The sequence below is a fragment of the Micromonospora sp. WMMD723 genome (assembly GCF_049863385.1).
GTDB lineage: Bacteria > Actinomycetota > Actinomycetes > Mycobacteriales > Micromonosporaceae > Micromonospora > Micromonospora wenchangensis.
In genome coordinates, this window is the sequence record NZ_JBMKNR010000001.1 from 7,263,857 (window position 1) to 7,283,601 (window position 19,745).

Here is a 19,745-nt window from a genome sequence, read left to right on the forward strand (position 1 = left end):
GGTGTCGGGCAGACTCGACGATGCGCCTGCCCACCATCGGATCTCATCGTGCGGGGTGACCTATGAGCACTGCGGGGCCGAACGCCGGCATCGGACTCACCACCATCTCCCGGACCGTCGCCGCGCTGGCCGTCGAGGTGGTGCACACCGTCGAACGCGTCGTGGTGGGCGAGGGCCGGGTGCGTACCGCGCGGGGCAACGCCTGGGAGGCGGTCTGCGCCGACCGGGCCCGCGCCGACCAGCGTGCCGCCCTGGACCGCCTGGTCGCCGAGCTGGCCGCCGGCCGGGCCGCGACCCGGGACCGGCAGGCCGCCCGCGCGCCGCAGCCGGTCAGCTGACCGTCGGGTCCTCACCCCGGTCGAGCGCGTCCCACGCCTCCCGGTTGCCACCCTCGGCGATCGACCGGCCACCCGGCCGGGCCGGCCCGTCGGAGCGGACCGTCCGCTCGTAACGCGCGCCCATCGCCGGCCAGGCCGCGCCGCGCCGCGCGGTGAGCAGCCCTCCGCCGGCCGCCACCAGTCCGCCGAGCAGGCAGAGCGCCGGCCACTGCCGGTGCACCTCGACGCCGTCGGTGGCGACCAGCCCGTAACCGCCCCCGGCGGCCACCGCCAGGCCGAGCAGGGCGACCAGGCCACCCAGCAGTCGCCGGAGCAGCCCCCGGGTGGCCAGCACCGCGCCGCCGCCGGCCAACGCGACGAGCGCCAACGCCGACAGCCACGGCAGCAGGTCCGCCCCGGACCGCTCCTGCCGGCTCGGCGGCAGCGTCCCCCGGGCGAGCACCTCCACCGACCAGGTCCGGGTCGCCGCCCAGGCCGCCAGACCAGCGCCGGCCAGACAGAGCAGCACCGCGTACGTCAGCTCGCGCCGACCGGTCGACGGGCCGTCGGCCGCCGTCGTCGCGGTGGCCCGGGTGCCGCTCACCGCGCCGGTCGCAGGGTCTCGGCGGCGGCGATGGCGGCCAGCACGGCGGCGGCCTTGTTCCGGGTCTCCTGGTCCTCGGCGGCCGGATCGGAATCGGCCACCACCCCCGCCCCGGCCTGCACGTACGCCCGGCCGTCGCGGATCAGCGCGGTCCGGATCGCGATCGCCATGTCGAGGTCGCCGCCGAACCCGAAGTAGCCCACGGTGCCGCCGTAGAGGCCCCGGCGCACCGGCTCCAACCCTTCGATGATCTCCATGGCCCGCACCTTCGGCGCCCCGGACAGGGTGCCGGCGGGGAAGGTGGCGGCCAGCGCGTCGAACGCCGTCCGGTCCTCGCGCAGGGTGCCCACCACCGTGGAGACGATGTGCATCACGTGGCTGTAGCGCTCGATGGTGGCGAACTCCGGCACCTGCACGGTGCCCGGCCGGCACACCCGGCCCAGGTCGTTGCGGCCCAGGTCGACCAGCATCACGTGCTCGGCGCGTTCCTTCGGGTCGGCCAGCAGCTCGGTGGCGAGCCGGGCGTCGGCGACCGGGGTGGCCCCGCGCGGCCGGGTCCCGGCGATCGGGTGCAGCATCGCCCGGCGCTGCCCGTCGGTGTCGGTGTTGACCTTGAGGTGCGCCTCCGGGGACGAGCCGACGATGTCGAACCCGTCGAAGCGGAGCAGGTACATGTACGGGCTCGGGTTGGTCGTGCGCAGCACCCGGTAGACGTCCAGCGGGTCGGCGTCGGTGGCCCGCTCGAACCGCTGGGCCAGCACGATCTGGAAGCACTCGCCGGCCCGGATCGCCTCCTTCGCCGCCTCGACCGCCTTCGGGTACCCGCCGTGCGGGGTCCGGCTGACCACGTCACCGGCCGGTGGCCGGCCCACCGTCGAGATCATGGGCGGAATCGGTCGGGACAGCGCGGTGGTCATCGCGTCGAGCCGTCCCACCGCGTGGTGGTAGGCGGCGGTGACCCGCTCGGCCCGGTCCGGGTCATCCAGCGGCGGCAGCACCGCGTTGGCGACCAGGATCGCCGACCCGTCGTAGTGGTCCAGCACCACCAGGTCGGTGGCGAGCATCATGCCCAGCTCCGGCAGGCCGAGGTCGTCCTCGGTCAGCTCGGGCAGCCGCTCGAACCGGCGGATCAGGTCGTACCCCAGGTAGCCCACCATGCCGCCGGTCAGCGGCGGCAGGCCGGCGGCCGGGTCGGGCGTCCCACCGGCGAGCGCCGCGACGGTCTCCCGCAGCACGTGCACCGGGTCGCCGGAGACCGGTACGCCGGCCGGCGGGGTGCCGGTCCACTGCGCGACGCCGTCCCGTTCGACCAAAGTGGCGCTGCTGCGCACCCCGATGAACGAGTAGCGCGACCAGGCCATGCCGGCCGAGCCGACGCCCTGCTCGGCGGACTCCAGCAGGAAGGTGCCCGGCCCACCGGCCAGCTTGCGGTAGACCCCCACCGGGGTCTCCGCGTCGGCCAGCAACCGCCGGGTCACCGGCACCACCCGCCACCGGGCCGCCGCCTCGACGAAGCCCGCCAGGTCCGGGCTGAGCGCTCCGTCGGTCACGGTCGGACCCCCTGCACCACCGGGAGTTCGGTGAAGAAGCAGGTGCGCTCGCCGGTGTGGCAGGCCGCGCCGACCTGGTCCACGCCGACCAGCAGCGCGTCGCCGTCGCAGTCCAGCGCCACCGAGCGGACGTACTGGTGGTGGCCGGAGGTGGCGCCCTTGACCCAGTACTCCTGCCGGCTGCGCGACCAGTAGGTGGCCCGGCCGGTGGTGAGGGTGCGGTGCAGCGCCTCGTCGTCCATCCAGGCGACCATCAGCACCTCGCCGGTGTCGTGCTGGCGCACGACCGCGGCGACCAGGCCGTCCGGGGTGCGGCGCAGCCGGGCGGCGACGGCCGGGTCGAGACGGGAGGGGCGGACCGCGCCACCGGGTCCGCCGTCGCGGGGGGAAGAGTCAGGTACGGGCACAGTTACCGATTGTCCCGCACGCGGCGCGGGCACCTGCGGGCCGTCCCCGACCACCCGGGACAGCTGGGCGACGTACCGCTCCAGCCGGCCGTCGCACAGGGCACGGGCGAGGTCCGGGCCGGCGGTCTCGGCGACCCGTTCGGCGTACGGGCGCACCAGCGGGAGCACCCCGCTGACCAGGCGGGCGGCGGCGACACCGACCTCGACGGTGCCGCCGGGGCGTGCCCCCAGGCAGAGCAGCATGTCGTCGCGGTAGCCGGGCGGTGCGACCGGCAGGTCCAGGGCGGCGGCGAAGGCGGCCCGGCGGGACGCCACCCGTACCCCCGGGTTGGCCGGGCGCAGCACGGACGGGCAGAGCCGGGCCAGGTCGGCGGCGGCCAGCCGGACGCCGGGCGGGTCGTCGGCAGCCAGCGCCCCGGCCACCTTGCCGAGGGTGGCCACCAGCTCCTCCAGGCGGGGCTGGTCGGCGGGCTGGCAGAGCACCGGCAGGTCGATGCGGCGACGCCAGGTCGGGTCGGCCCAGAGCAGCCGGGTGGGGGTGGTCACCGGCAGCCCGAACGCCCAGTCGGCGGGTTCACCGAGCCGGTCGACCCAGGTGCGGACGTCCCGGGCGGCCACCGACACGTGCACGATCCGCCCGTCGACCTCGGCGAGGTAGGCCCGGCGGGCGTCGTACGGCGTGCCGGTCGGCCACCGGCCACGCGCGGACCCGCCCGGTGGGTCCACCGGGTCGGTCGCCGCGCCGCGCCGTGTGCCGCCCGCCCGGCCCGGCGGTCCCACCGGCGCGGACCGGCCCGCCGCACGGGGCTGCCCGGGTGCGACGGGCGCGGTCGACGCGCGGCCCGGACCGGGCCCGTCCGGCGGTGTCGCCGGGATGGGCCCGGTCGTGCTCACCAGGACGTCGAGGTCGACGTCGCTGTACGCGGTGGCGGCCCGCCGGGCGTGGCTGCCACGCAGCAGGATCCCGACCACCGGGTGCTCGGCGGACGCGCGCAGCCGGTCGGTCCAGTCGGCCAGGAAGGCGGCCTCCGGCAACGGAGCGTGATCCACCGCGCCATCGTGCCGTAGGTCCGATCGGGGCGCAATGCCCGAAGGCGGACTTCCTGTCCGGTCCGAAGGCTGACGCCCGGTCCGAAGCCAAGTGTCCGAAGATGTCGATCGATCGGCTAGTGCCCGACCGTCCGCATCCCGGCTGCCGGATACCGGTCGCCGGCCACCGCGTCGACGGGGACCGCCTCCCGCAGCCGTGCCTGCTGGTCGGCGGTGAGCCGCAGGTCGGCGGCGGCGGCGTTCTCCTCCAGGTAGCGGACCCGCTTGGTGCCGGGGATCGGCAGCACGTCCTCGCCCTGGGCGAGCAGCCAGGCCAGGGCGGCCTGGGCCGGCGTGCAGCCGATCTCCTCGGCCACCGCCCGCACGGCGGCCACCAGCCGCAGGTTGGCGTCGAGGCTGTCCGCCGCGAAGCGGGGTGCCGCCGCCCGCCAGTCACCCTCGGTGAGCTGGTCCCGGCCGGTGATCGCCCCGGTGAGCAGTCCCCGCCCGACCGGCGAGTACGCCACCAGCGCCACCCCCAGTTCCCGGCAGGTGTCCAGCATCTCCCCCTCGACGTCCCGGGTGAACAGGGAGTACTCCATCTGCACGGCCGCGATCGGGTGCACCGCGTGGGCCGTACGCAGCGTCGCCGGGCTGACCTCGGACAGGCCGAGCAGGCGCACCTTGCCCGCCCCGACCAGTTCGGCCATCGCCGTGACGGTCTCCTCGATCGGGGTGCCCGGGTCGCGCCGGTGCAGGTAGTACAGGTCGACGGTGTCCACGCCGAGCCGGCCGAGGGAGGCGTCGCAGGCCTCGCGGGCCCAGGCGGCGCTGCTGTCGACGTACGCTCCGGAGCCGTCGGCGTGGGGCCGGTTGCCGAACTTGGTGGCCAGGAAGACCTCGTCGCGGCGGGCCCGCACCACCGGGGCGAGCAGCCGCTCGTTGGCGCCGAAGCCGTACATGTCGGCGGTGTCGAGATGGTTCACGCCCAGGTCGAGGGCGCGGTGCAGGGTACGCGTCGACTCGGCGTCGTCCTGCCCGCCGTAGGCGAAGCTCATGCCCATGCAGCCCAGTCCGATGGCGGAGACCTCCGGACCGCCGGCCCCGATCCGTCGACGGATCATCGTTCCTCCTCCGTGCAGCGGTAGGTTTCGATCTTGTAGTTGAGCACCTTGAGGTCCTCCTCCAGTTCGGCCATCCGGGCCAGTACCCGGACCCGGTGGGCCTCGAACAGCGCCCGTCGGGCGGCCCGCGTCCGGTCGCCCTGGCGGGCCAGTTCGGCGTACCGGCGCATGTCGCGCACCGGCATCCCGGTGCGGCGCAGCCGGGTGAGCAGCACCAGCCAGTTCAGGTCGTCCTCGGTGTAGCGGCGGCGGCCGGCCGAGTCGCGGCCGACCGGAGCGACCAGCCCCTCCTGCTCGTACCAGCGCAGTGTGTAGGTGGTCAGGCCGACCCGGGCCGCCGCCTCGCCGACCGACAGGACTCTCTCCCGCGTGCTGATGTCCACGCGCCCCAGGTTCTCAGTTCGAGCGCGCTCGAAGTCAACCGTTGCGCGCCGACGGGTAATTCATCTAGCGTTGATTTCAACAAGTGATGAGTTTTTGGGGGAGGTGCGATGGACGACGCCATCGCCGTCCGCGACCTCGTCGTCGACCGGGGTCGACGACGGGTGCTGGACGGCATCGGTTGCACGGTGCCGCGCGGCACGGTCACCGGGCTGCTCGGCCCGAGCGGCAGCGGCAAGACCACCCTGATGCGGGCCGTCGTCGGGGTGCAGACGATCAGCTCCGGCACGGTCACCGTGCTCGGCCACCCGGCCGGCACTGCCGAACTGCGCCACCGGGTCGGCTACCTGACCCAGGCGCCCAGCGTCTACGCCGACCTGACCGTCCGGGAGAACGCCCGCTACTTCGCCACCCTGCAGGGGCGCAGCGCCGCCGACGCCGACGCGGCGGTCACCGACGTCGGCCTGGCCGCCGCCGCCGGCCAACTGGTCGGCACCCTCTCCGGCGGGCAACGCAGCCGGGCATCGCTGGCCTGCGCGCTGGTCGGCGAGCCGGAACTGGTCGTCCTCGACGAGCCCACCGTCGGGCAGGACCCGGTGCTGCGGGCCGACCTGTGGGCCCGGTTCCACGCCCTGGCCGCCGCCGGCACCACCCTGCTGGTGTCCAGCCACGTGATGGACGAGGCGGCCCGCTGCGACCGGCTGCTGCTGATCCGCCACGGCCGGCTGATCGCCGACGACACCCCGGACGCGGTCCGCGCCGACACCGGGGTGGACGACCTGGAGGAGGCGTTCCTACGGCTGATCCGGGCCGCCGGGGCGGAGCCGACGGGCACCGGGGAGGCGGCGTGAACCCGACGATCCTGGCCGCCACCACCGGGCGCATCCTGCGTCAGCTACGGCACGACCGGCGTACGGTGGCGCTGCTGGTGGTGGTGCCGACGGTGCTGCTCACCCTGGTCTACTTCATGTACGCCGACCAGCCGGCCCCGCCCGGTGCGCCGTCCCCCTTCGACCGGGTGGCCCTGGTGATGCTGGGCTTCTTCCCGTTCATCATCATGTTCCTGGTGACGAGCATCGCGATGCTGCGGGAACGCACCAGCGGAACGCTGGAGCGGCTGCTCACCACCCCGCTGGGCAAGCTCGACCTGCTGTTCGGCTACGGCATCGCGTTCGGGCTGGCCGGGGTGGTGCAGTCGACAGTCGCCGCCGCGGCGGCGTACCGGCTGCTCGGGTTGACCACCGCCGGGTCCGCCGGGCTGGTCGTGCTGATCGCCGCGGTCAACGCGGTGCTGGCCGTCGCGCTGGGGCTGTTCTGCAGCGCCTTCGCCCGCACCGAGTTCCAGGCGGTGCAGTTCATGCCGGTCGTGGTCGCCCCGCAACTGCTGCTGTGCGGGCTGTTCGTACCCCGCGACCAGATGGCCGGCTGGCTCCAGGCGGTCAGCGACGCGCTGCCCCTGTCGTACGCGGTGGAGGCCCTGCAGGAGGTCGGCGCGCATTCCGCACCGACCGGCCTGATGTGGCGGGACGTGTCGATCGTGGCCGGCGCGGCGGTGCTGGCCCTGGTGCTGGCGGCGGCGACCCTGCGCCGGCGCAGCGGGTGAGCCCGGTGGCCCGACGCACCGGCCGCCGCCCCGGCAACCAGGACACCCGGGAGGCGATCCTCGCCGCCGCCCGGTCGGCGTTCGCCGAACGGGGCTTCGACACGGCCTCGATCCGGCAGATCGCCACCGCCGCCGGGGTCGATCCGGCCCTGGTGCACCACTACTTCGGCAGCAAGGAGGAGCTGTTCCGGGCCACCGTCGACATCCCGATCGACCCGGCCGTGCTGCTGCCCGCCGTGCTGGCCGGCGACCCGGACGGGATCGGGGAGCGGCTCGTGCGCACGTTCCTCGGGGTGTGGGACTCGCCGGCCGGTGGGGCGGCGGTGGCGCTGCTGCGCTCGGCGACCAACAGCGAGTGGAGGGCCCGGCTGATGCGCGAGTTCCTGACCACCCAGGTGCTGCGCCGGGTGCTCGACCACCTCGACCTGGACCCGGCGGAGCTGCCGCTGCGCGGCGGGCTGGTCGCCACCCAGATGATCGGGCTGGCCATGACGCGCTACGTCATCCGGCTGGAGCCGGTCGCCTCCGCCACCGCCGACACCCTGGCCGCCACCCTCGGCCCCACCATCCACCGCTACCTCACCGCCCCCCTCCCCCACTCCCCCGCCACCCCACCGCCCGCCGCTCCACCCCCCGCTGCTCCGGCTCGGTGATCAAGAGGTTCGCGTCATGCCGATCGCCTGCCCTGACGCGAACCTCTTGATCACCGAGGCGAGACGGGACCGGGGCGAGACGGGACCGGGGCAAGGTGGGACCGGGACGGGACGGGTGGGGTGCGCGGGGTGGGGCGCGCGACAGCCCGTGGCTGGGGGGGCCACGGGTTGCGGCGGGGCTAGTCGCGGTCGGTTCGGGTGTTGGCGGGGTGGCGGGGGGTGCGGGGGTGGGCGGCGGAACGGGTGCAGAGCAGCGGGTGCAGCGCCCGGGACAGCTCCGACAGGTCGGTCACCGGTTGCGGGAACGGCAGGCGGGCGCGACGCCTGTCACCGGGACCGCCGAGCGCCACGACCAGTCCGTACCGGTCGAGTCGGACCACCCGGGGCTCGCCGCCGGTCAGGCCGAGCCGACGGCGCAGGTACGCCGTCACCTGCGGCCCGTGGTGGTCGGCGAGGTCGGCCAGCAGGGCGGCCTCGGCGGCGTGCAGCGGGTCCGGTTCGGCGGCGGCGTAGTCGCCCGGATCGACCCGGTGCACCGCGCCGGCGGTCTCCAGCCGGGCCTCGACCACCTCGAAGCGGTGCAGCCGGAACCGGCTCCCGACGTCGAGCAGGTCGCCGGTCGGGTCCACGGCGGCGAATTCGACGGCCGCCCGGCGGGCCGGATCGCCGGTCAGCGGCACCGCCCAGCCGGACACCCAGGCCCGGCCGGTCGACGGCGCACCGGCGGCCGGGGGCAGGTCGAGCACGTCGAGCACCACGGCCACCTCCCGCGCGGCGGCCGGGTCCAACTCGGCGGCGAGGTCGCTGAAGACCGGGACGAGCAGCAGCACCCGTCCCTCCTCGTCGGTGGCGTGCCGGACGTGGAACGGACCGGGGCGGTGGGCGAGGTGCACCAGGCCGGGTAACCGACCGGCCACCAGGGTACGGATCAGCTCAGCAGGGGTCGGAGCCACGGGCACCTCCGAAAAAGGTTAGCCTTACCTAACCCGCAGAGTAGAGCACCGCGGCGACCACGTCCACCGGACGCCATTCCCACGGTTGGGCAGCCCGTGGATCAGCGGGTCTGCTCCAACCACGACGCGTAGAGCAGGGCGTACACCGAGTCCGGATCACGCAGCAGTTCCTCGTGCGGACCCCGCTGGACGATCCGACCCCGGTCCACCACCACCACCTCGTCGGCGGCCTGCGCGGTGGACAACCGGTGCGCGATGGCCAGCGTCGTCCGCCCCCGGGTCACCGCGTCCAGGGTGCGCTGCAGACGAACCTCGGTGGCCGGATCGACCGCGCTGGTCGCCTCGTCCAGCACCAGCAGGTCCGGATCGGCCACGTACGCCCGGGCCAGCGCCACCAGCTGCCGCTCCCCGACACTCAACGCCTCCCCCCGCTCCCCCACCGGGGTGGCCAGTCCGGCCGGCAGGCCGTCCAGCCAGTCGGCCAGACCCAGCTCGGTGAAGGCGGCCGTCAACTCCGCATCGGTCAGCTCGGGACGGGCGAAGCGGACGTTCTCCCCGACCGTGGCGTCGAACAGGAACCCGTCCTGCGGCACCATCACCACCCGGGACCGCAGCGAGTCGAACCGCACCTCATCAAGCGGCACCCCGGACAGCAGCACCCGCCCCTGCGTCGGGTCCATCAGCCGGGTGAGCAGCTTGGCGAAGGTGGTCTTGCCGCTGCCGGTCTCACCGACCACCGCCACCCGGCTCTTCGCCGCGATGTCCAGGGTGACGCCGTGCAGCACCGGCGGCCCACCCGGATAGGCGAACGTCACGTCGGCGAAGCGGATGTCCAGCGGGCCGGCCGGCAGGTCCCGGCCCTGCTCCCCCGGATCGGCGACGTCCGGCGCGATGTCCAGCACGTCGAGCACCCGCCGCCAGCCGGCGATGGCGTTCTGCGCCTCGTTGAGCACCTCGGTGGCGATCTGCACCGGCTGGATGAACAGGGTGACCAGGAACAGGAACGCGGTGAGCTGGCCGACCGACAGCGTCCGGTCCACCCCCAGCGACACCCCGACCACCACCACCCCGGCCAACGCCACCCCGGCCGCCAGCTCCCCCACCGAGCTGCCCATGATGCTGATCCGGATGGCCCGCTGCTGGGCCAACCGCTGCCCCTCGATCGCCGCGTCCAACCGCCGGGCCGTGCGCCCCGAGACGCCGTACGCCCGGATCACCGGCGCGCCCACCACGCTCTCGGCGACCGTGCCGAGCAGCGTGCCCGTCCGCTGCCGGACCACCCCGTACGCCCCGGCCAACCGGCGCTGCAACAACCGGATGATCAGCACCGCCGGCGCGAAGGCGACCAGCACCACCAGCGTCAACTGCCAGGAGTACGCCAGCATCACCGCCGTGGTGACCGCGAGCTGACCCAGGTTGACGACGAGGATGACCCCGCCCCACTGGAGGAACTGGGTGATCTGGTCGACGTCGCTGGTCACCCGGGAGACCAGCGACCCGCGCCGCTCCGACTGCTGGTGCAGCATCGACAGGTCGTGCACGTGCCGGAACGCCCTCGTCCGGACGTTGGCCAGCGCGGTCTCGCTGACGGTGAACAGCCGCCGCATCATCAGGTAACCGCAGACGGTGGTGAGCACCAGCACCGCCGCCGTGGCGGTGACCACCGTGAGAATCACCCCGAGATCCGGGCCGCCGGGGACGGCGATCCCCTGGTCGATGCCGCGCTGCACCGCCACCGGCACGGCCACCCGGCCGACCATGTAGACCAGTGCCAACGCCAACGTGCCGGCCAGCCCGGTACGCAGCTCCGGCGAGAGCGCCAACCCCCGCCGCAACGTCTGCCAGGTCCCCTCGGTCCGCTCGACCGGCTCGTCCCCGCCACCCTCGCCCACCGGTGCCGACCTCTCGCTCGCGGCTGCGGGGCTCCGCTGCGCTGCACTCCTCGCGCTCACCGGTCCACCTCGATCTCCAGGCCCGTCGGCAGCGGGGCGACCTCGTCGTACGTCCGGTTCTCCGCGCGTTCCTGCTCGGCCTGCTCGTAGGCGGTGACCAGGTCGACGTAGCCGGGCACGGTGGCCAGCAGCTCGGCGTGGGTGCCCCGGGCCAGCACCCGGCCCTGCTCCAGGTAGATCACCTCGTCGGCGAGCGCGATGGTGGCCCGCCGGTACGCCACCACCAGGATCGACGCGGCGGCCGGCTGCCCGGGGGCCGGGGCGCGCAGCCCGGCCAGGATGGCGGCCTCGACCCGGGGGTCGACCGCGCTGGTGGCGTCGTCGAGCACCAGCAGCCGGGGCCGGCCGGCCAGGGCGCGGGCCAGGGTGAGCCGCTGCCGCTGCCCCCCGGAGAGCGAGGTGCCCCGCTCACCGACCATGGTGTCCAGCCCGTCGGGGAGGGCGGCGACGAAACCGTCCGCCTCGGCCAGCCGCAGCGCCGCCCAGACGTCCTCGTCGTCGATGCCCGGCCGGTCCAGGCTGATGTTGGCCCGGACGGTGTCGTCGAAGACGAACGGCACCTGGGCGACCAGCGCGGCGGTCGAGGCGAGCGACGCGGCGGTGAGCCGGCGCACGTCCACCCCGTCGAGGGTGACCGTGCCGGCGTCCGGGTCGACCAGCCGGACCGCCAGCGAGGCGATGGTGGACTTGCCGGCACCGGTCGGCCCGACCAGCGCCACCGTCCGCCCGGCGGGCACGGTGAAGGCGACCTCGCCGAGCACCTGGGCCCCGGGCAGGTGCGCCTCGGCGGGCTCGTAGCCGAAGTGGACGCCGTCGAAGGCGAGGGTCGCCGGGCCGGCGTCCTCGTCGAGGGTGACCTCGCCGTAGGGCATCTCGCCGGTGGCGTCGAGCACCCGGCTGACCCGGTCCCACCCGGCCACGCTGCGCGGCAGCTCGGCGAGCACCCAGCCGATCGCCCGCACCGGGAACGCCAGCACGGTGAACAGGAAGGCGACGCTGACCAGTTCGGTGACGGTGATCGCGCCCTGCCGCAGCCGGACCGTGCCGACCACCAGCACGGCCAGGGTGCCGAGGCTGGGCAGCGTCTCCAGCAGCGGGTCGAAGACGCCGCGTAGCCGGCCGACCGCGATCAGCGAGTCCCGCAGCTCCCGGGCCCGGCCGGCGAACCGGGCGGTCTCCTGGGCCTCGCGGCCCATGGTCTTGACCACCAGCGCGCCGTCGAAGCTCTCGTGGGCGATGCCGCTGACCTCGGCCCGCAGCCGCTGGGCGCGGGCCTGGCGGGGGGCCATCCGGCGGGAGTAGACCACGTTGAGTGCGAACAGGGCGGGGAACACGGCCAGCCCGACCAGGGCGAGCGCCCAGTCCGTGACGAACAGCGAGCCGACCGCGCCGACCAGCATCACCAGCGTGCCGACCGCGAACGGCAGCGGCGCGATCGGGTACCAGGCCGCCTCGACGTCGGAGTTGGCGTTGGACAGCAGCGTGCCGGTGGCGTTGCGGTGGTGCCAGGCCAGCGGCAGGTCGAGGTAGCGGCGGGTGACCCGGCGACGGTAGGCGGCCTGGAGGCGGAACTGCATGTAGCCGGCCCCGAGCCGCCGGCCGAAGATGCCGACCACCCGCAGCACGCTGATCCCGAACAGGGCCACGGCGGCCAGGGCCACCGTGCCGGTGCCGACCTCACCGGCCTCGACCGCCGGCACCACCACGTCGCCGACGACCGCGCCGACCACGTACGCGCTGGCGATCACCAACCCGCCGAAGAGCACGCTGCCGGCGACCGCCACCGCGAAGATGCGCGGTTGTTCCCGGATCGCCCGGCCGAGGACCCACAACCCCCGGCGGATCACGTCCCGACTCGTCCCGCTCGCCACGCTCTCCCCCGCCGTAAGCCGCAATTATCTCCCTTATCCTTACCGGTCCCGGCCACCGCCGCCGCCCGGCGACGTATGTCCACCGTCACGTCCCGCCCGCGCCCGTCGCGGCGGGTCTCCGCCGCGCCGATGGCGCCCCGCCGACCTACGATCGCTGCATGCCGCGGTACGCCCGAGCGGAGCGCGAGGCGCTCGCCGACCTGATGCTGGAAGTGGGCCCGGACGCCCCCACGCTGAATGAGGGGTGGACCGCCCGGGACCTCGCCGCCCACCTGGTGGTGCGGGAGCGCCGCCCCGACGCCGCCGGCGGCATCATGCTGCCGCCCCTTCACGGGTACGCCGAGCGGGTGCGGCTGCGGGTCGCCGCCCGCCCCTGGCCGGAACTGGTCGACCAGGTGCGCCGGCCCCCGGTATGGAGCCCGGTCAGCAATCCGCTGACCGACGAGCTGGCCAACACGATGGAGTTCTTCATCCACCACGAGGACGTCCGGCGGGCCCGCCCGGGTTGGCACCCCCGGGACGTCCCGGCGGGGCTGGCCGCCCGGCTGTGGAAGCCGGTGTCCCTGCTGACCCGGACCCGGGCCCGACGCTTCCCGGCGCACCTGCTGGTGCAGGCCCCCGGCCACGGCGAGTTGACCGCCGGCCGGGGCGGTGACCGGGTACGGCTGGTCGGGCCCCCCGGTGAGCTGGTGCTCTTCCTGTCCGGCCGGCAGCGGGTGGCCCGGGTCCAGCTCGACGGCCCACCGGCGCTGACCGAACGGCTGCGGACGGCAGCGCTGGGGTTGTGAGCCCGGTCGCCGGCACCGCCCCCGCGACGCCGCCGCGCGGGCCGGGGTGTCGGCGGGCTCCCCGCTGCGGCGGACACCCTGCGCGGCCGGATGATCACCTGGCGCAGTGAAGGACGTCACTGTTCGCGACAGGGGTGGATTCGGTCACCCCGACTCCTCCGCAACGACTGATGTCGATCTCCTTGCCGTACTCTCCGGCGACGCCGCTCGTGGGGGGCGGCCGACTGGGGACGCCATGCGAAGCTTCGACGTCTCGGCACTGTACGAGCCACCGTTCGTCAGCCGCCGGCACGTCGCCACCGACCGGGTGGCGGCGGAGAGCCTGGAGTGGGCCCGGGGGCAGGGTCTGGTCGGGGTCGGACCGGCGACCTCCCGGCTGCACCGGGCCGGCGCGGCCGAACTGGCCGGACGCGCCTGCCCGCAGGCCCCGGTGACCCGGCTACGACTGCTCACCGACCTGCTCTCCTGGCTGTTCGTGATGGACGACGTCTGCGACGACGACGGCCTGGGCAGCGCGCCGGCCACCCTCGCGCCGACGGTCGCCGCACTGCTGGACGTGCTCGACCGGCCCGGCGGGCCGACCGACGCCGGCGCGGGGACCGGCCGGAGCGGACCAGCCGGCGCAAGGACCGGCCGGAGCGGAACGACCGGGGCCTGGGGCGGGCCGAGCCGGCCGGTCGGCGACGGTGTCCCCCCGGGCGACCGGGACACGCCGGCCGGGGCGCTCGGCGTCGCGCTGGCGGACCTGTGTCGACGGGTGGTCGACCAGCGCCGGCCCACGCTGCTGCTACGCCTGGTGAGCCAGTTGCGGGAGTACCTGCTGGCACTGTTGTGGGAGGCCGCCAACCGGGAGCGCCGCCGGGTCCCCGGGCTGGCCGAATACCGCCAGATGCGCCGGCACACCGGCGGCGTACGCCCCAGCCTCACCCTCACCGACCTGGCGTACGGCCGCCCGCCCGGCCCGGCGCGGCGGGCCGATCCGGCGCTGCTCGCCCTGGACGACCTCGCCGTCGACCTGGTCTGCTGGTGCAACGACCTGTTCTCCTACCGCAAGGAACGGGACGCGGTGGCCGACCCGCACAACCTGGTGACCGTCCTCGCCGTGCAGCACGGGCGGGACGAGGCGGCGGCTTTCCAACTGGCCGCCGGATGGTTCAACGACGGGCTGGCCGGCTACCTGGTGCGGGAGGCGGCCCTGGTCGCGCACGCCGGGCCGACGGTGACGCCCTACCTGGCAGCCCGCCGCGCCTGGCTGCGCGCCACCTACGACTGGTCGAGGCGGGCGGACCGGTACGCCGGGCCGGCCGGCGCGCCCGGCGGGACTCAGCCGCCTCACAGGTTCGAGGGCTAGCCGATGCCCGGGTGCAGGCAATACCCTTCGGTAACCGCAGAGCGACGTGACCCCCGTCACGTCACCCACCCCCGAAGGCGGCAACCTCGATGGCTCTCGATGTCCCATACCGTTCCATCCCCGATATGTTCCGCAAGCGGGTGGCCGCCACCCCCGACCAGCGCGCCTTCGCCCACCCGGCGGCGGACGACTCCGGGCCGGTCTGGTTGACCTGGGCGCAGGTCGGCCGGCGGGCCGACGCGGTCGCCGCCGGCCTGCACGGGCTCGGGGTCGGGCTGGAGGACCCGGTGGCGATCCTGGCCAACACCCGACTGGACTGGATCATCGCCGACTTCGGCATCATGTGCGCGGGCGGCGCGACCACCACCGTCTACCCCACCACCGAGCCGCAGGACGCGACGTACATCATCGCCGACTCCGGCTCCCGGGTGCTGTTCGCCGAGAACCCGGCCCAGGCGGCGAAGGTGTCCGGCGCGCAGCTGCCCGCGCTGACCCACGTGGTGCTCTTCGACGGCACCCCCGACCCGACCGCCGCCGTGCCCCAGCTCACCCTGGCCGAGCTGGAGGAGCAGGGCGCGCGGGCGCTCGCCGCCGACCCCGGCCTGGTGGACCGGCTGATCGCCCCCGTCGGTCCCGAGCACCTGGCCACGCTGATCTACACCTCGGGCACCACCGGCCGGCCGAAGGGGGTCGAGCTGCTGCACGGTGGCTGGTGCTGGGAGGGGGTGGTGCAGGCCGAGACGGGCCTGCTGCGCGACGACGACGTGCAGTACCTGTGGTTGCCGCTGTCGCACTCGTTCGGCAAGACGCTGCTCTGCGGCTCGACGCACGTCGGCCTGCCCACCTACGTCGACGGCCGGGTGGACAAGCTCGTCGAGCTGCTCGGGGTGATCCGGCCGACGCTGATGTGCGGGGCGCCCCGGGTCTACGAGAAGGTCTACAACAAGGCGGTCACCACCGCGCAGGACGCCGGGGGCGCCAAGGCGAAGATCTTCGCCTGGGGGGTCGAGGTCGGTAAGCGGAAGGTCGCCCTGGAGCAGGCCGGCCGACCGGTGCCGGGCATGCTGAAGGCCAAGTACGCGGTGGCCGAGAAGCTCGTGTTCAGCAAGCTCCAGGCCCGCCTCGGCGGCCGGATCCGGGTGCTCGTCTCGGGCGCGGCCCCGCTGAGCGCCGAGATCGCCACCTTCTTCGCCGCGGCCAACCTGCCGATCTCCGAGGGGTACGGCCTGACCGAGACCAGCGCCGGCAACTTCGTCAACCCGCCCGACGGGCTGCGGATCGGCACTGTCGGCCGGGCGATGGGCGACCTGGAGTGCCGGATCGACACCGACGGGGAGATCCTGGTACGCGGCCGGCCGGTGATGCGCGGCTACCACAACCTGCCCGAGGAGACGGCCGCCGCGTTCACCGAGGACGGCTTCTTCCGGACCGGTGACATCGGCAGCCTCGACGACGACGGCTACCTGCGCATCACCGACCGCAAGAAGGACCTGGTCAAGACCTCCGGCGGCAAGTACGTCGCGCCGTCGCACATCGAGGGCATGTTCAAGGCCATCTGCCCGTACACCTCGCAGGCGATCGTCATCGGCCAGGCCCGCAACTACTGCACCATGCTGGTCAGTCTGGACCCGGACGCGATCCGGGGCTGGGCGGCGGGTGGCCCGTTGGAGGGGCGTGACTACGCCGAGATCGTCGCCTCGCCCGAGGCCCACGCGATGGTCGAGGAGCACGTCGCCCAGCTCAACACCAGGCTCAACCGCTGGGAGACGATCAAGAAGGTGACGGTCCTGCCCCGCGACCTGACCATCGAGGACGGCGAGATGACCCCGTCGCTGAAGATCAAGCGGCGCGGTGTGGAGAGCAACTTCGCCGCCGAGATCGACCGGATGTACGAGGGCAGCCTGGCCGAGATCTGATCCCCGCCGACCGGCCGGCGTCCGTGTCCTCCCGTCCCGGGACACGGCCGCCGGCCGGTCACAGGTGCTCGTGACGCCACCGGCTCTGTGCCTCCTCGACGGCCTCCTCCTGCGCCAGGGCCAGCCGGCGCACCTGCCGCCGACGGCCGCCCTGGCTGCGGGTCTGCACCGCGGCCAACGCCACGCAGACCAGCGCCAGCAGGGCCAGCGCCCCCACCTCGGGCACCCGGGCCCCGGCCGGGGCGAGCGCCGCCAGCGCCAGCACCGCCAGCACCGGCGGCCAGCGCAGCACCCGGGTCGCCCGCAGCTCGCAGGCCACGAGGCTGAGCAGGTAGAGGCCCACCCCGCCCCAGAGCACCAGCACCCAGAAGCCCCCCAGCGGCACCCCCCAGGTCGGGGTGTCCGGGTCGGCCACCTCGGCCAGCAGGTCCTTGAGGCCGAGGGCGAAGAAGATCACCCCGGCGATGATCGGCAGGTGCAGGTAGGTGTAGGCGTCGCGGGCCAGCCGGGCCCTGCCCACCGGATCGCGGCTGCCGTGCAACGCCTGTTCCAGGGCGAGCGCCAGGGTGTCGAAGTAGGCCCACCACAGCACCGACGCGACGGCGATGCCGAACACCGCGGCGATCACCACCGGCCAGGTCAGCGGCAGGCCGGTGACGAACTTCGGGCCGACGCCGAGCGCGATGATCGACTCGCCGAGCGCGATCAGCACCATCAGGGCGTGCCGTTCGGCCCAGTGCCCGGCGGAGAGCACCGCCCAGTAGGTCCCGCCGAGGCGGATCCCGGCCACGTACTCCAGCAGCAGGGCCAGCGTCCAGAGGGTGAGTTGCAGGACGGTCGCGGTGCCGTCGGCGGCGACCCGGTGGGGCAGCAGAGCGGAGGCGACCAGCAGCGCCGTGGCGGCCACCGGCAGCAGCGCGAGCCGGGTCCACTGCCGCCACCGGGCCGGGTCGTCCCGGGCCAGCACGCCGAAGACGGCCAGTTGGCAGGCCCGGACGAGGAAGTAGCAGCCGGCGAAGACCAGTGGGCCGTTCAGCCCGCCCGGCTCGTCGACGAACGCCCCCGGCATGCTCAGCGCCAGCAGGAAGGTGGCGGTGACGGTGAGGAAGCCGAGCAGTGGCAGCGGCCCCTGGTCGGCGCGGACCGCGTTGCCCAGACCCGCGAAACCGGTCCAGCACCACCACAGCAGGCCCAGCACCAGCAGGCAGCGCAGCAGGTTGGCCCCGGTGGGCTCCTGCGAGGTCAGCGCGGTGACGGTGAAGAACGCGAAGACGAAGACCAGGTCGTAGAAGAGTTCCAGCCGGGTGGTCCGGGAGCCGGGCGCACCGGGCCGGATCCCGTGCCACCGTCCCGGGCCACCCACACCGGCAGTCTCCCAGCCGGGGCCGCCCGGTCAGGCCGGTTCGCCCCGACCGGCGACGCGGCCGTCCGACGGCGACGCGTCGCCCGTGCGGCGCAGGCCCGGTCGGGACCGTCCTGGCCGGGTCAGGCGATGACTGCTGGTTCCCGCCAGCGCGGGCGACCCGCGCCCCGGTCGAGGTCGTAGCGGATCGCGGCCAGCCGGCCGACCGCCTCCACCAGGTCGGCGACGGGCAGCGTGAACGGCAGCCGGAGGAACCGCTCCAGGGTGCCGTCCAGGCCGAAGCGGGGACCGGGCGCCAGCCGTACGCCGACCTCCTCGGCCGCGCGGGCCAGCGCGCTGGAGATCGGGCCGTCCAGCTCGACCCAGAGCGTGACGCCGCCCCGGGGGACGTCGAAACGCCAGTCCGGCAGCCGTTCGGCGAGCACGGCGAGCAGCGCGTCGCGCTGGGTGACCAGTTGTGCCCGGCGGGCCGCGACGATGGCCGGGGCCTGGGCGAGCAGGTGCACCGCCACCAGTTGGTCGAGCACCGGGCTGGCCATGTCCACCCCGACCCGGGCGGCGGCGAGCCGCTGCACCTGCGGGGCGGAGGCGCGGACCCAGCCGATCCGCAGGCCGCCCCAGTACGGCTTGCTCATCCCGCCGATGGAGATCACCCGGGAGTGCCTGTCGAACACGGCCATCGGTGGGGGCAGCGGCGTGCCGTCCAGCGGCAGGTCCACGAAGGACTCGTCGACGACCAGGTCGGTGCCGGCGGCGTGGGCGGTGGCGACCAGCCGCTCCCGCAGCTCGGCGGCCATCAGGTGCCCGGTCGGGTTGTGGAACTCGGGGATCAGGTAGGCCAGTTTCGGCCGGGTCTGCCGGACGCTGCCCAGCAGCAGGTCGGCGTCCCACCCGATCCCGTCGACGGCGAGGCCGTGGGTGGTGATCCGGGCCCGCCGGGCGGCCAGCGCGGCGAGCGCGTTCGGATAGGTGGGCGACTCGACCAGGACGTTCCCGCCGGGCACCAGGGCCAGCCGCAGCACCAGGTCCAACGCGTGCTGGGTGCCGCTGGTCACCATGATCTGCTCGGCGCTGGTCGGCAGCCCCCGCTCGGTGTACGCCCGGGCGACCGCCTCGCGCAGCTCGATGATGCCGGTCGGGTGGTAGCCCGCGCCGGACAGGTACCGGGGCAGGTCCTCCACCGCGGCCCGGGCGGCCGGGACCAGTTCGGGCGGCGCGGCCAGCGCGGCCACCCCGAGGTCGATCATGTCGCGGTCGTCCAGCGGGGTCCACAGGCCGGTGCTGGCGACCCGGTGGGTGCCGGGGAGCATGGTCCAGCTTCCCGCGCCGCGCCGGCTGGCCAGGTGGCCGGTCTCCCGCAACTGCCGGTACGCGGCGGTGACCGTGGTACGGCTGATCCGCAGCGCCTCGGCCAACTCCCGTTCGGCCGGCAGGCGTACCCCCAGGGGGAGCCGGCCGTCGGCGAGCAGGCCCCGGACGGCGGCGGCGAGCGCGGCGTAGTCGGGGCTGCGGCGGCGACCGGGCAGGGCGTGCCACTGCCCGAGCAACCGCGCCAATTGGACCCCTCGCACCTGGCTGGTCACGGCCACCCCTTCGGAATTGGCTCTTCAGTGGGCGATATTGGACCCTAGGGTGGCATGCATGGCTCCGATTGGCAATCTCCGGCACCGACCCGGCCGCCGGCTCACCCAGCTCTACGCCGGGCTGGTCCTCTACGGGGTCAGCATGGCCATGATGATCCGTTCCGGGCTCGGACTGGACCCGTGGGACGTCTTCCACCAGGGGCTGTCCCGGCAGACCGGCCTGTCGTTCGGCACCGTGACCATCGCGGTCGGCGCGGTGGTGCTGCTGCTCTGGATCCCGCTGCGGCAACGCCCAGGGCT

18 protein-coding genes and 1 pseudogene are annotated in these 19,745 nt (G+C 74.6%); 8 read left to right on the top strand and 11 right to left on the bottom strand.

Features of this window, described 5'->3' with window-relative positions; all coding sequences use genetic code 11:
* Positions 1–62: 62 nt before the first annotated feature.
* Positions 63–338: a hypothetical protein gene (locus ACN261_RS31275; protein ID WP_421483417.1), complete on the top strand. Its 276-nt coding sequence runs from the start codon at positions 63–65 to the stop codon at positions 336–338.
* Here the strand turns inward: ACN261_RS31275 and ACN261_RS31280 are convergent.
* The 6 genes and pseudogenes from ACN261_RS31280 to ACN261_RS31305 form a co-directional block, all read right to left on the bottom strand.
* On the bottom strand, positions 331–921 hold the full coding sequence (locus ACN261_RS31280; protein WP_425853531.1) for a Trp biosynthesis-associated membrane protein: 591 nt from the start codon (positions 919–921) through the stop codon (positions 331–333). The two genes, ACN261_RS31275 and ACN261_RS31280, sit on opposite strands and share 8 nt — an antisense overlap.
* Positions 918–2,471: an anthranilate synthase component I gene (locus ACN261_RS31285; protein WP_421483419.1), complete on the bottom strand. Its 1,554-nt coding sequence runs from the start codon at positions 2,469–2,471 to the stop codon at positions 918–920. The genes ACN261_RS31280 and ACN261_RS31285 overlap by 4 nt, the downstream gene beginning before the upstream one ends.
* Positions 2,468–2,911, bottom strand: coding sequence for a phosphoribosyl-AMP cyclohydrolase (gene hisI / locus ACN261_RS31290; protein ID WP_421486875.1), 444 nt, complete (start codon positions 2,909–2,911; stop codon positions 2,468–2,470). The genes ACN261_RS31285 and hisI overlap by 4 nt, the downstream gene beginning before the upstream one ends.
* A 126-nt stretch (positions 2,912–3,037) precedes the next feature.
* Positions 3,038–3,928, bottom strand: a pseudogene (locus tag ACN261_RS31295) (hypothetical protein); the annotation flags it as partial.
* A gap of 116 nt (positions 3,929–4,044) precedes the next feature.
* Entirely contained in the window at positions 4,045–5,031 is a 987-nt protein-coding gene (locus ACN261_RS31300) for an aldo/keto reductase (protein WP_421483420.1), read from the bottom strand.
* A complete protein-coding gene (locus ACN261_RS31305; RefSeq protein WP_421483421.1) occupies positions 5,028–5,414 on the bottom strand; it encodes a MerR family transcriptional regulator in 387 nt (128 codons plus the stop codon). The genes ACN261_RS31300 and ACN261_RS31305 overlap by 4 nt, the downstream gene beginning before the upstream one ends.
* Before the next feature lie 108 nt (positions 5,415–5,522).
* Here ACN261_RS31305 and ACN261_RS31310 point away from each other — a divergent pair, with 108 nt between their 5' ends.
* From ACN261_RS31310 to ACN261_RS31320, 3 genes are read left to right on the top strand one after another with little or no spacing between them, the layout of a single operon-like run.
* Entirely contained in the window at positions 5,523–6,263 is a 741-nt protein-coding gene (locus ACN261_RS31310; protein ID WP_421483422.1) for an ABC transporter ATP-binding protein, read from the top strand.
* Positions 6,260–7,015 (top strand): ABC transporter permease, encoded by a 756-nt coding sequence (locus ACN261_RS31315; RefSeq protein ID WP_088643074.1) that lies wholly within the window; start codon positions 6,260–6,262, stop codon positions 7,013–7,015. Before ACN261_RS31310 ends, ACN261_RS31315 begins: the two co-directional genes overlap by 4 nt.
* 5 nt (positions 7,016–7,020) lie before the next feature.
* Positions 7,021–7,668, top strand: coding sequence for a TetR family transcriptional regulator (locus tag ACN261_RS31320; RefSeq protein ID WP_425853532.1), 648 nt, complete (start codon positions 7,021–7,023; stop codon positions 7,666–7,668).
* Between the two features lie 179 nt (positions 7,669–7,847).
* On the opposite strand, the gene ACN261_RS31325 is transcribed toward ACN261_RS31320, so the two are convergent.
* The 3 genes from ACN261_RS31325 to ACN261_RS31335 all read right to left on the bottom strand — a co-directional run bounded on the left by ACN261_RS31325 (position 7,848) and on the right by ACN261_RS31335 (position 12,444).
* Positions 7,848–8,621 carry a DUF2470 domain-containing protein gene (locus tag ACN261_RS31325; protein WP_425853533.1) on the bottom strand — a complete coding sequence of 258 codons (774 nt, stop codon included), beginning with the start codon at positions 8,619–8,621 and terminating at the stop codon, positions 7,848–7,850.
* Positions 8,622–8,722: 101 nt separating this feature from the next.
* Complete coding sequence (locus ACN261_RS31330; protein ID WP_421486876.1) at positions 8,723–10,513, bottom strand: ABC transporter ATP-binding protein; 1,791 nt, start codon at positions 10,511–10,513, stop codon at positions 8,723–8,725.
* A gap of 56 nt (positions 10,514–10,569) precedes the next feature.
* A complete protein-coding gene (locus tag ACN261_RS31335; protein WP_425847687.1) occupies positions 10,570–12,444 on the bottom strand; it encodes an ABC transporter ATP-binding protein in 1,875 nt (624 codons plus the stop codon).
* A 158-nt stretch (positions 12,445–12,602) separates the two neighbouring features.
* Between ACN261_RS31335 and ACN261_RS31340 the strand changes: the two genes are divergently transcribed.
* From ACN261_RS31340 to ACN261_RS31350, 3 genes are all read left to right on the top strand, one after another.
* Positions 12,603–13,232 (top strand): TIGR03085 family metal-binding protein, encoded by a 630-nt coding sequence (locus ACN261_RS31340; protein ID WP_421483426.1) that lies wholly within the window; start codon positions 12,603–12,605, stop codon positions 13,230–13,232.
* Between the two features lie 235 nt (positions 13,233–13,467).
* Positions 13,468–14,583, top strand: coding sequence for a terpene synthase family protein (locus ACN261_RS31345; protein WP_421483427.1), 1,116 nt, complete (start codon positions 13,468–13,470; stop codon positions 14,581–14,583).
* Between the two features lie 89 nt (positions 14,584–14,672).
* Complete coding sequence (locus tag ACN261_RS31350) at positions 14,673–16,499, top strand: AMP-dependent synthetase/ligase (RefSeq protein WP_425847690.1); 1,827 nt, start codon at positions 14,673–14,675, stop codon at positions 16,497–16,499.
* 58 nt (positions 16,500–16,557) lie between these two features.
* Here the strand turns inward: ACN261_RS31350 and ACN261_RS31355 are convergent, their stop codons facing one another.
* Together ACN261_RS31355 and ACN261_RS31360 are read right to left on the bottom strand one after the other, a co-directional pair.
* On the bottom strand, positions 16,558–17,862 hold the full coding sequence (locus ACN261_RS31355; RefSeq protein ID WP_425847693.1) for a low temperature requirement protein A: 1,305 nt from the start codon (positions 17,860–17,862) through the stop codon (positions 16,558–16,560).
* Between the two features lie 122 nt (positions 17,863–17,984).
* Positions 17,985–19,445 (bottom strand): PLP-dependent aminotransferase family protein, encoded by a 1,461-nt coding sequence (locus tag ACN261_RS31360; RefSeq protein ID WP_088643138.1) that lies wholly within the window; start codon positions 19,443–19,445, stop codon positions 17,985–17,987.
* A 58-nt stretch (positions 19,446–19,503) separates the two neighbouring features.
* Here ACN261_RS31360 and ACN261_RS31365 point away from each other — a divergent pair.
* On the top strand, positions 19,504–19,745 hold a 242-nt coding region (locus ACN261_RS31365), incomplete at its 3' end, for a YczE/YyaS/YitT family protein (protein WP_425853534.1).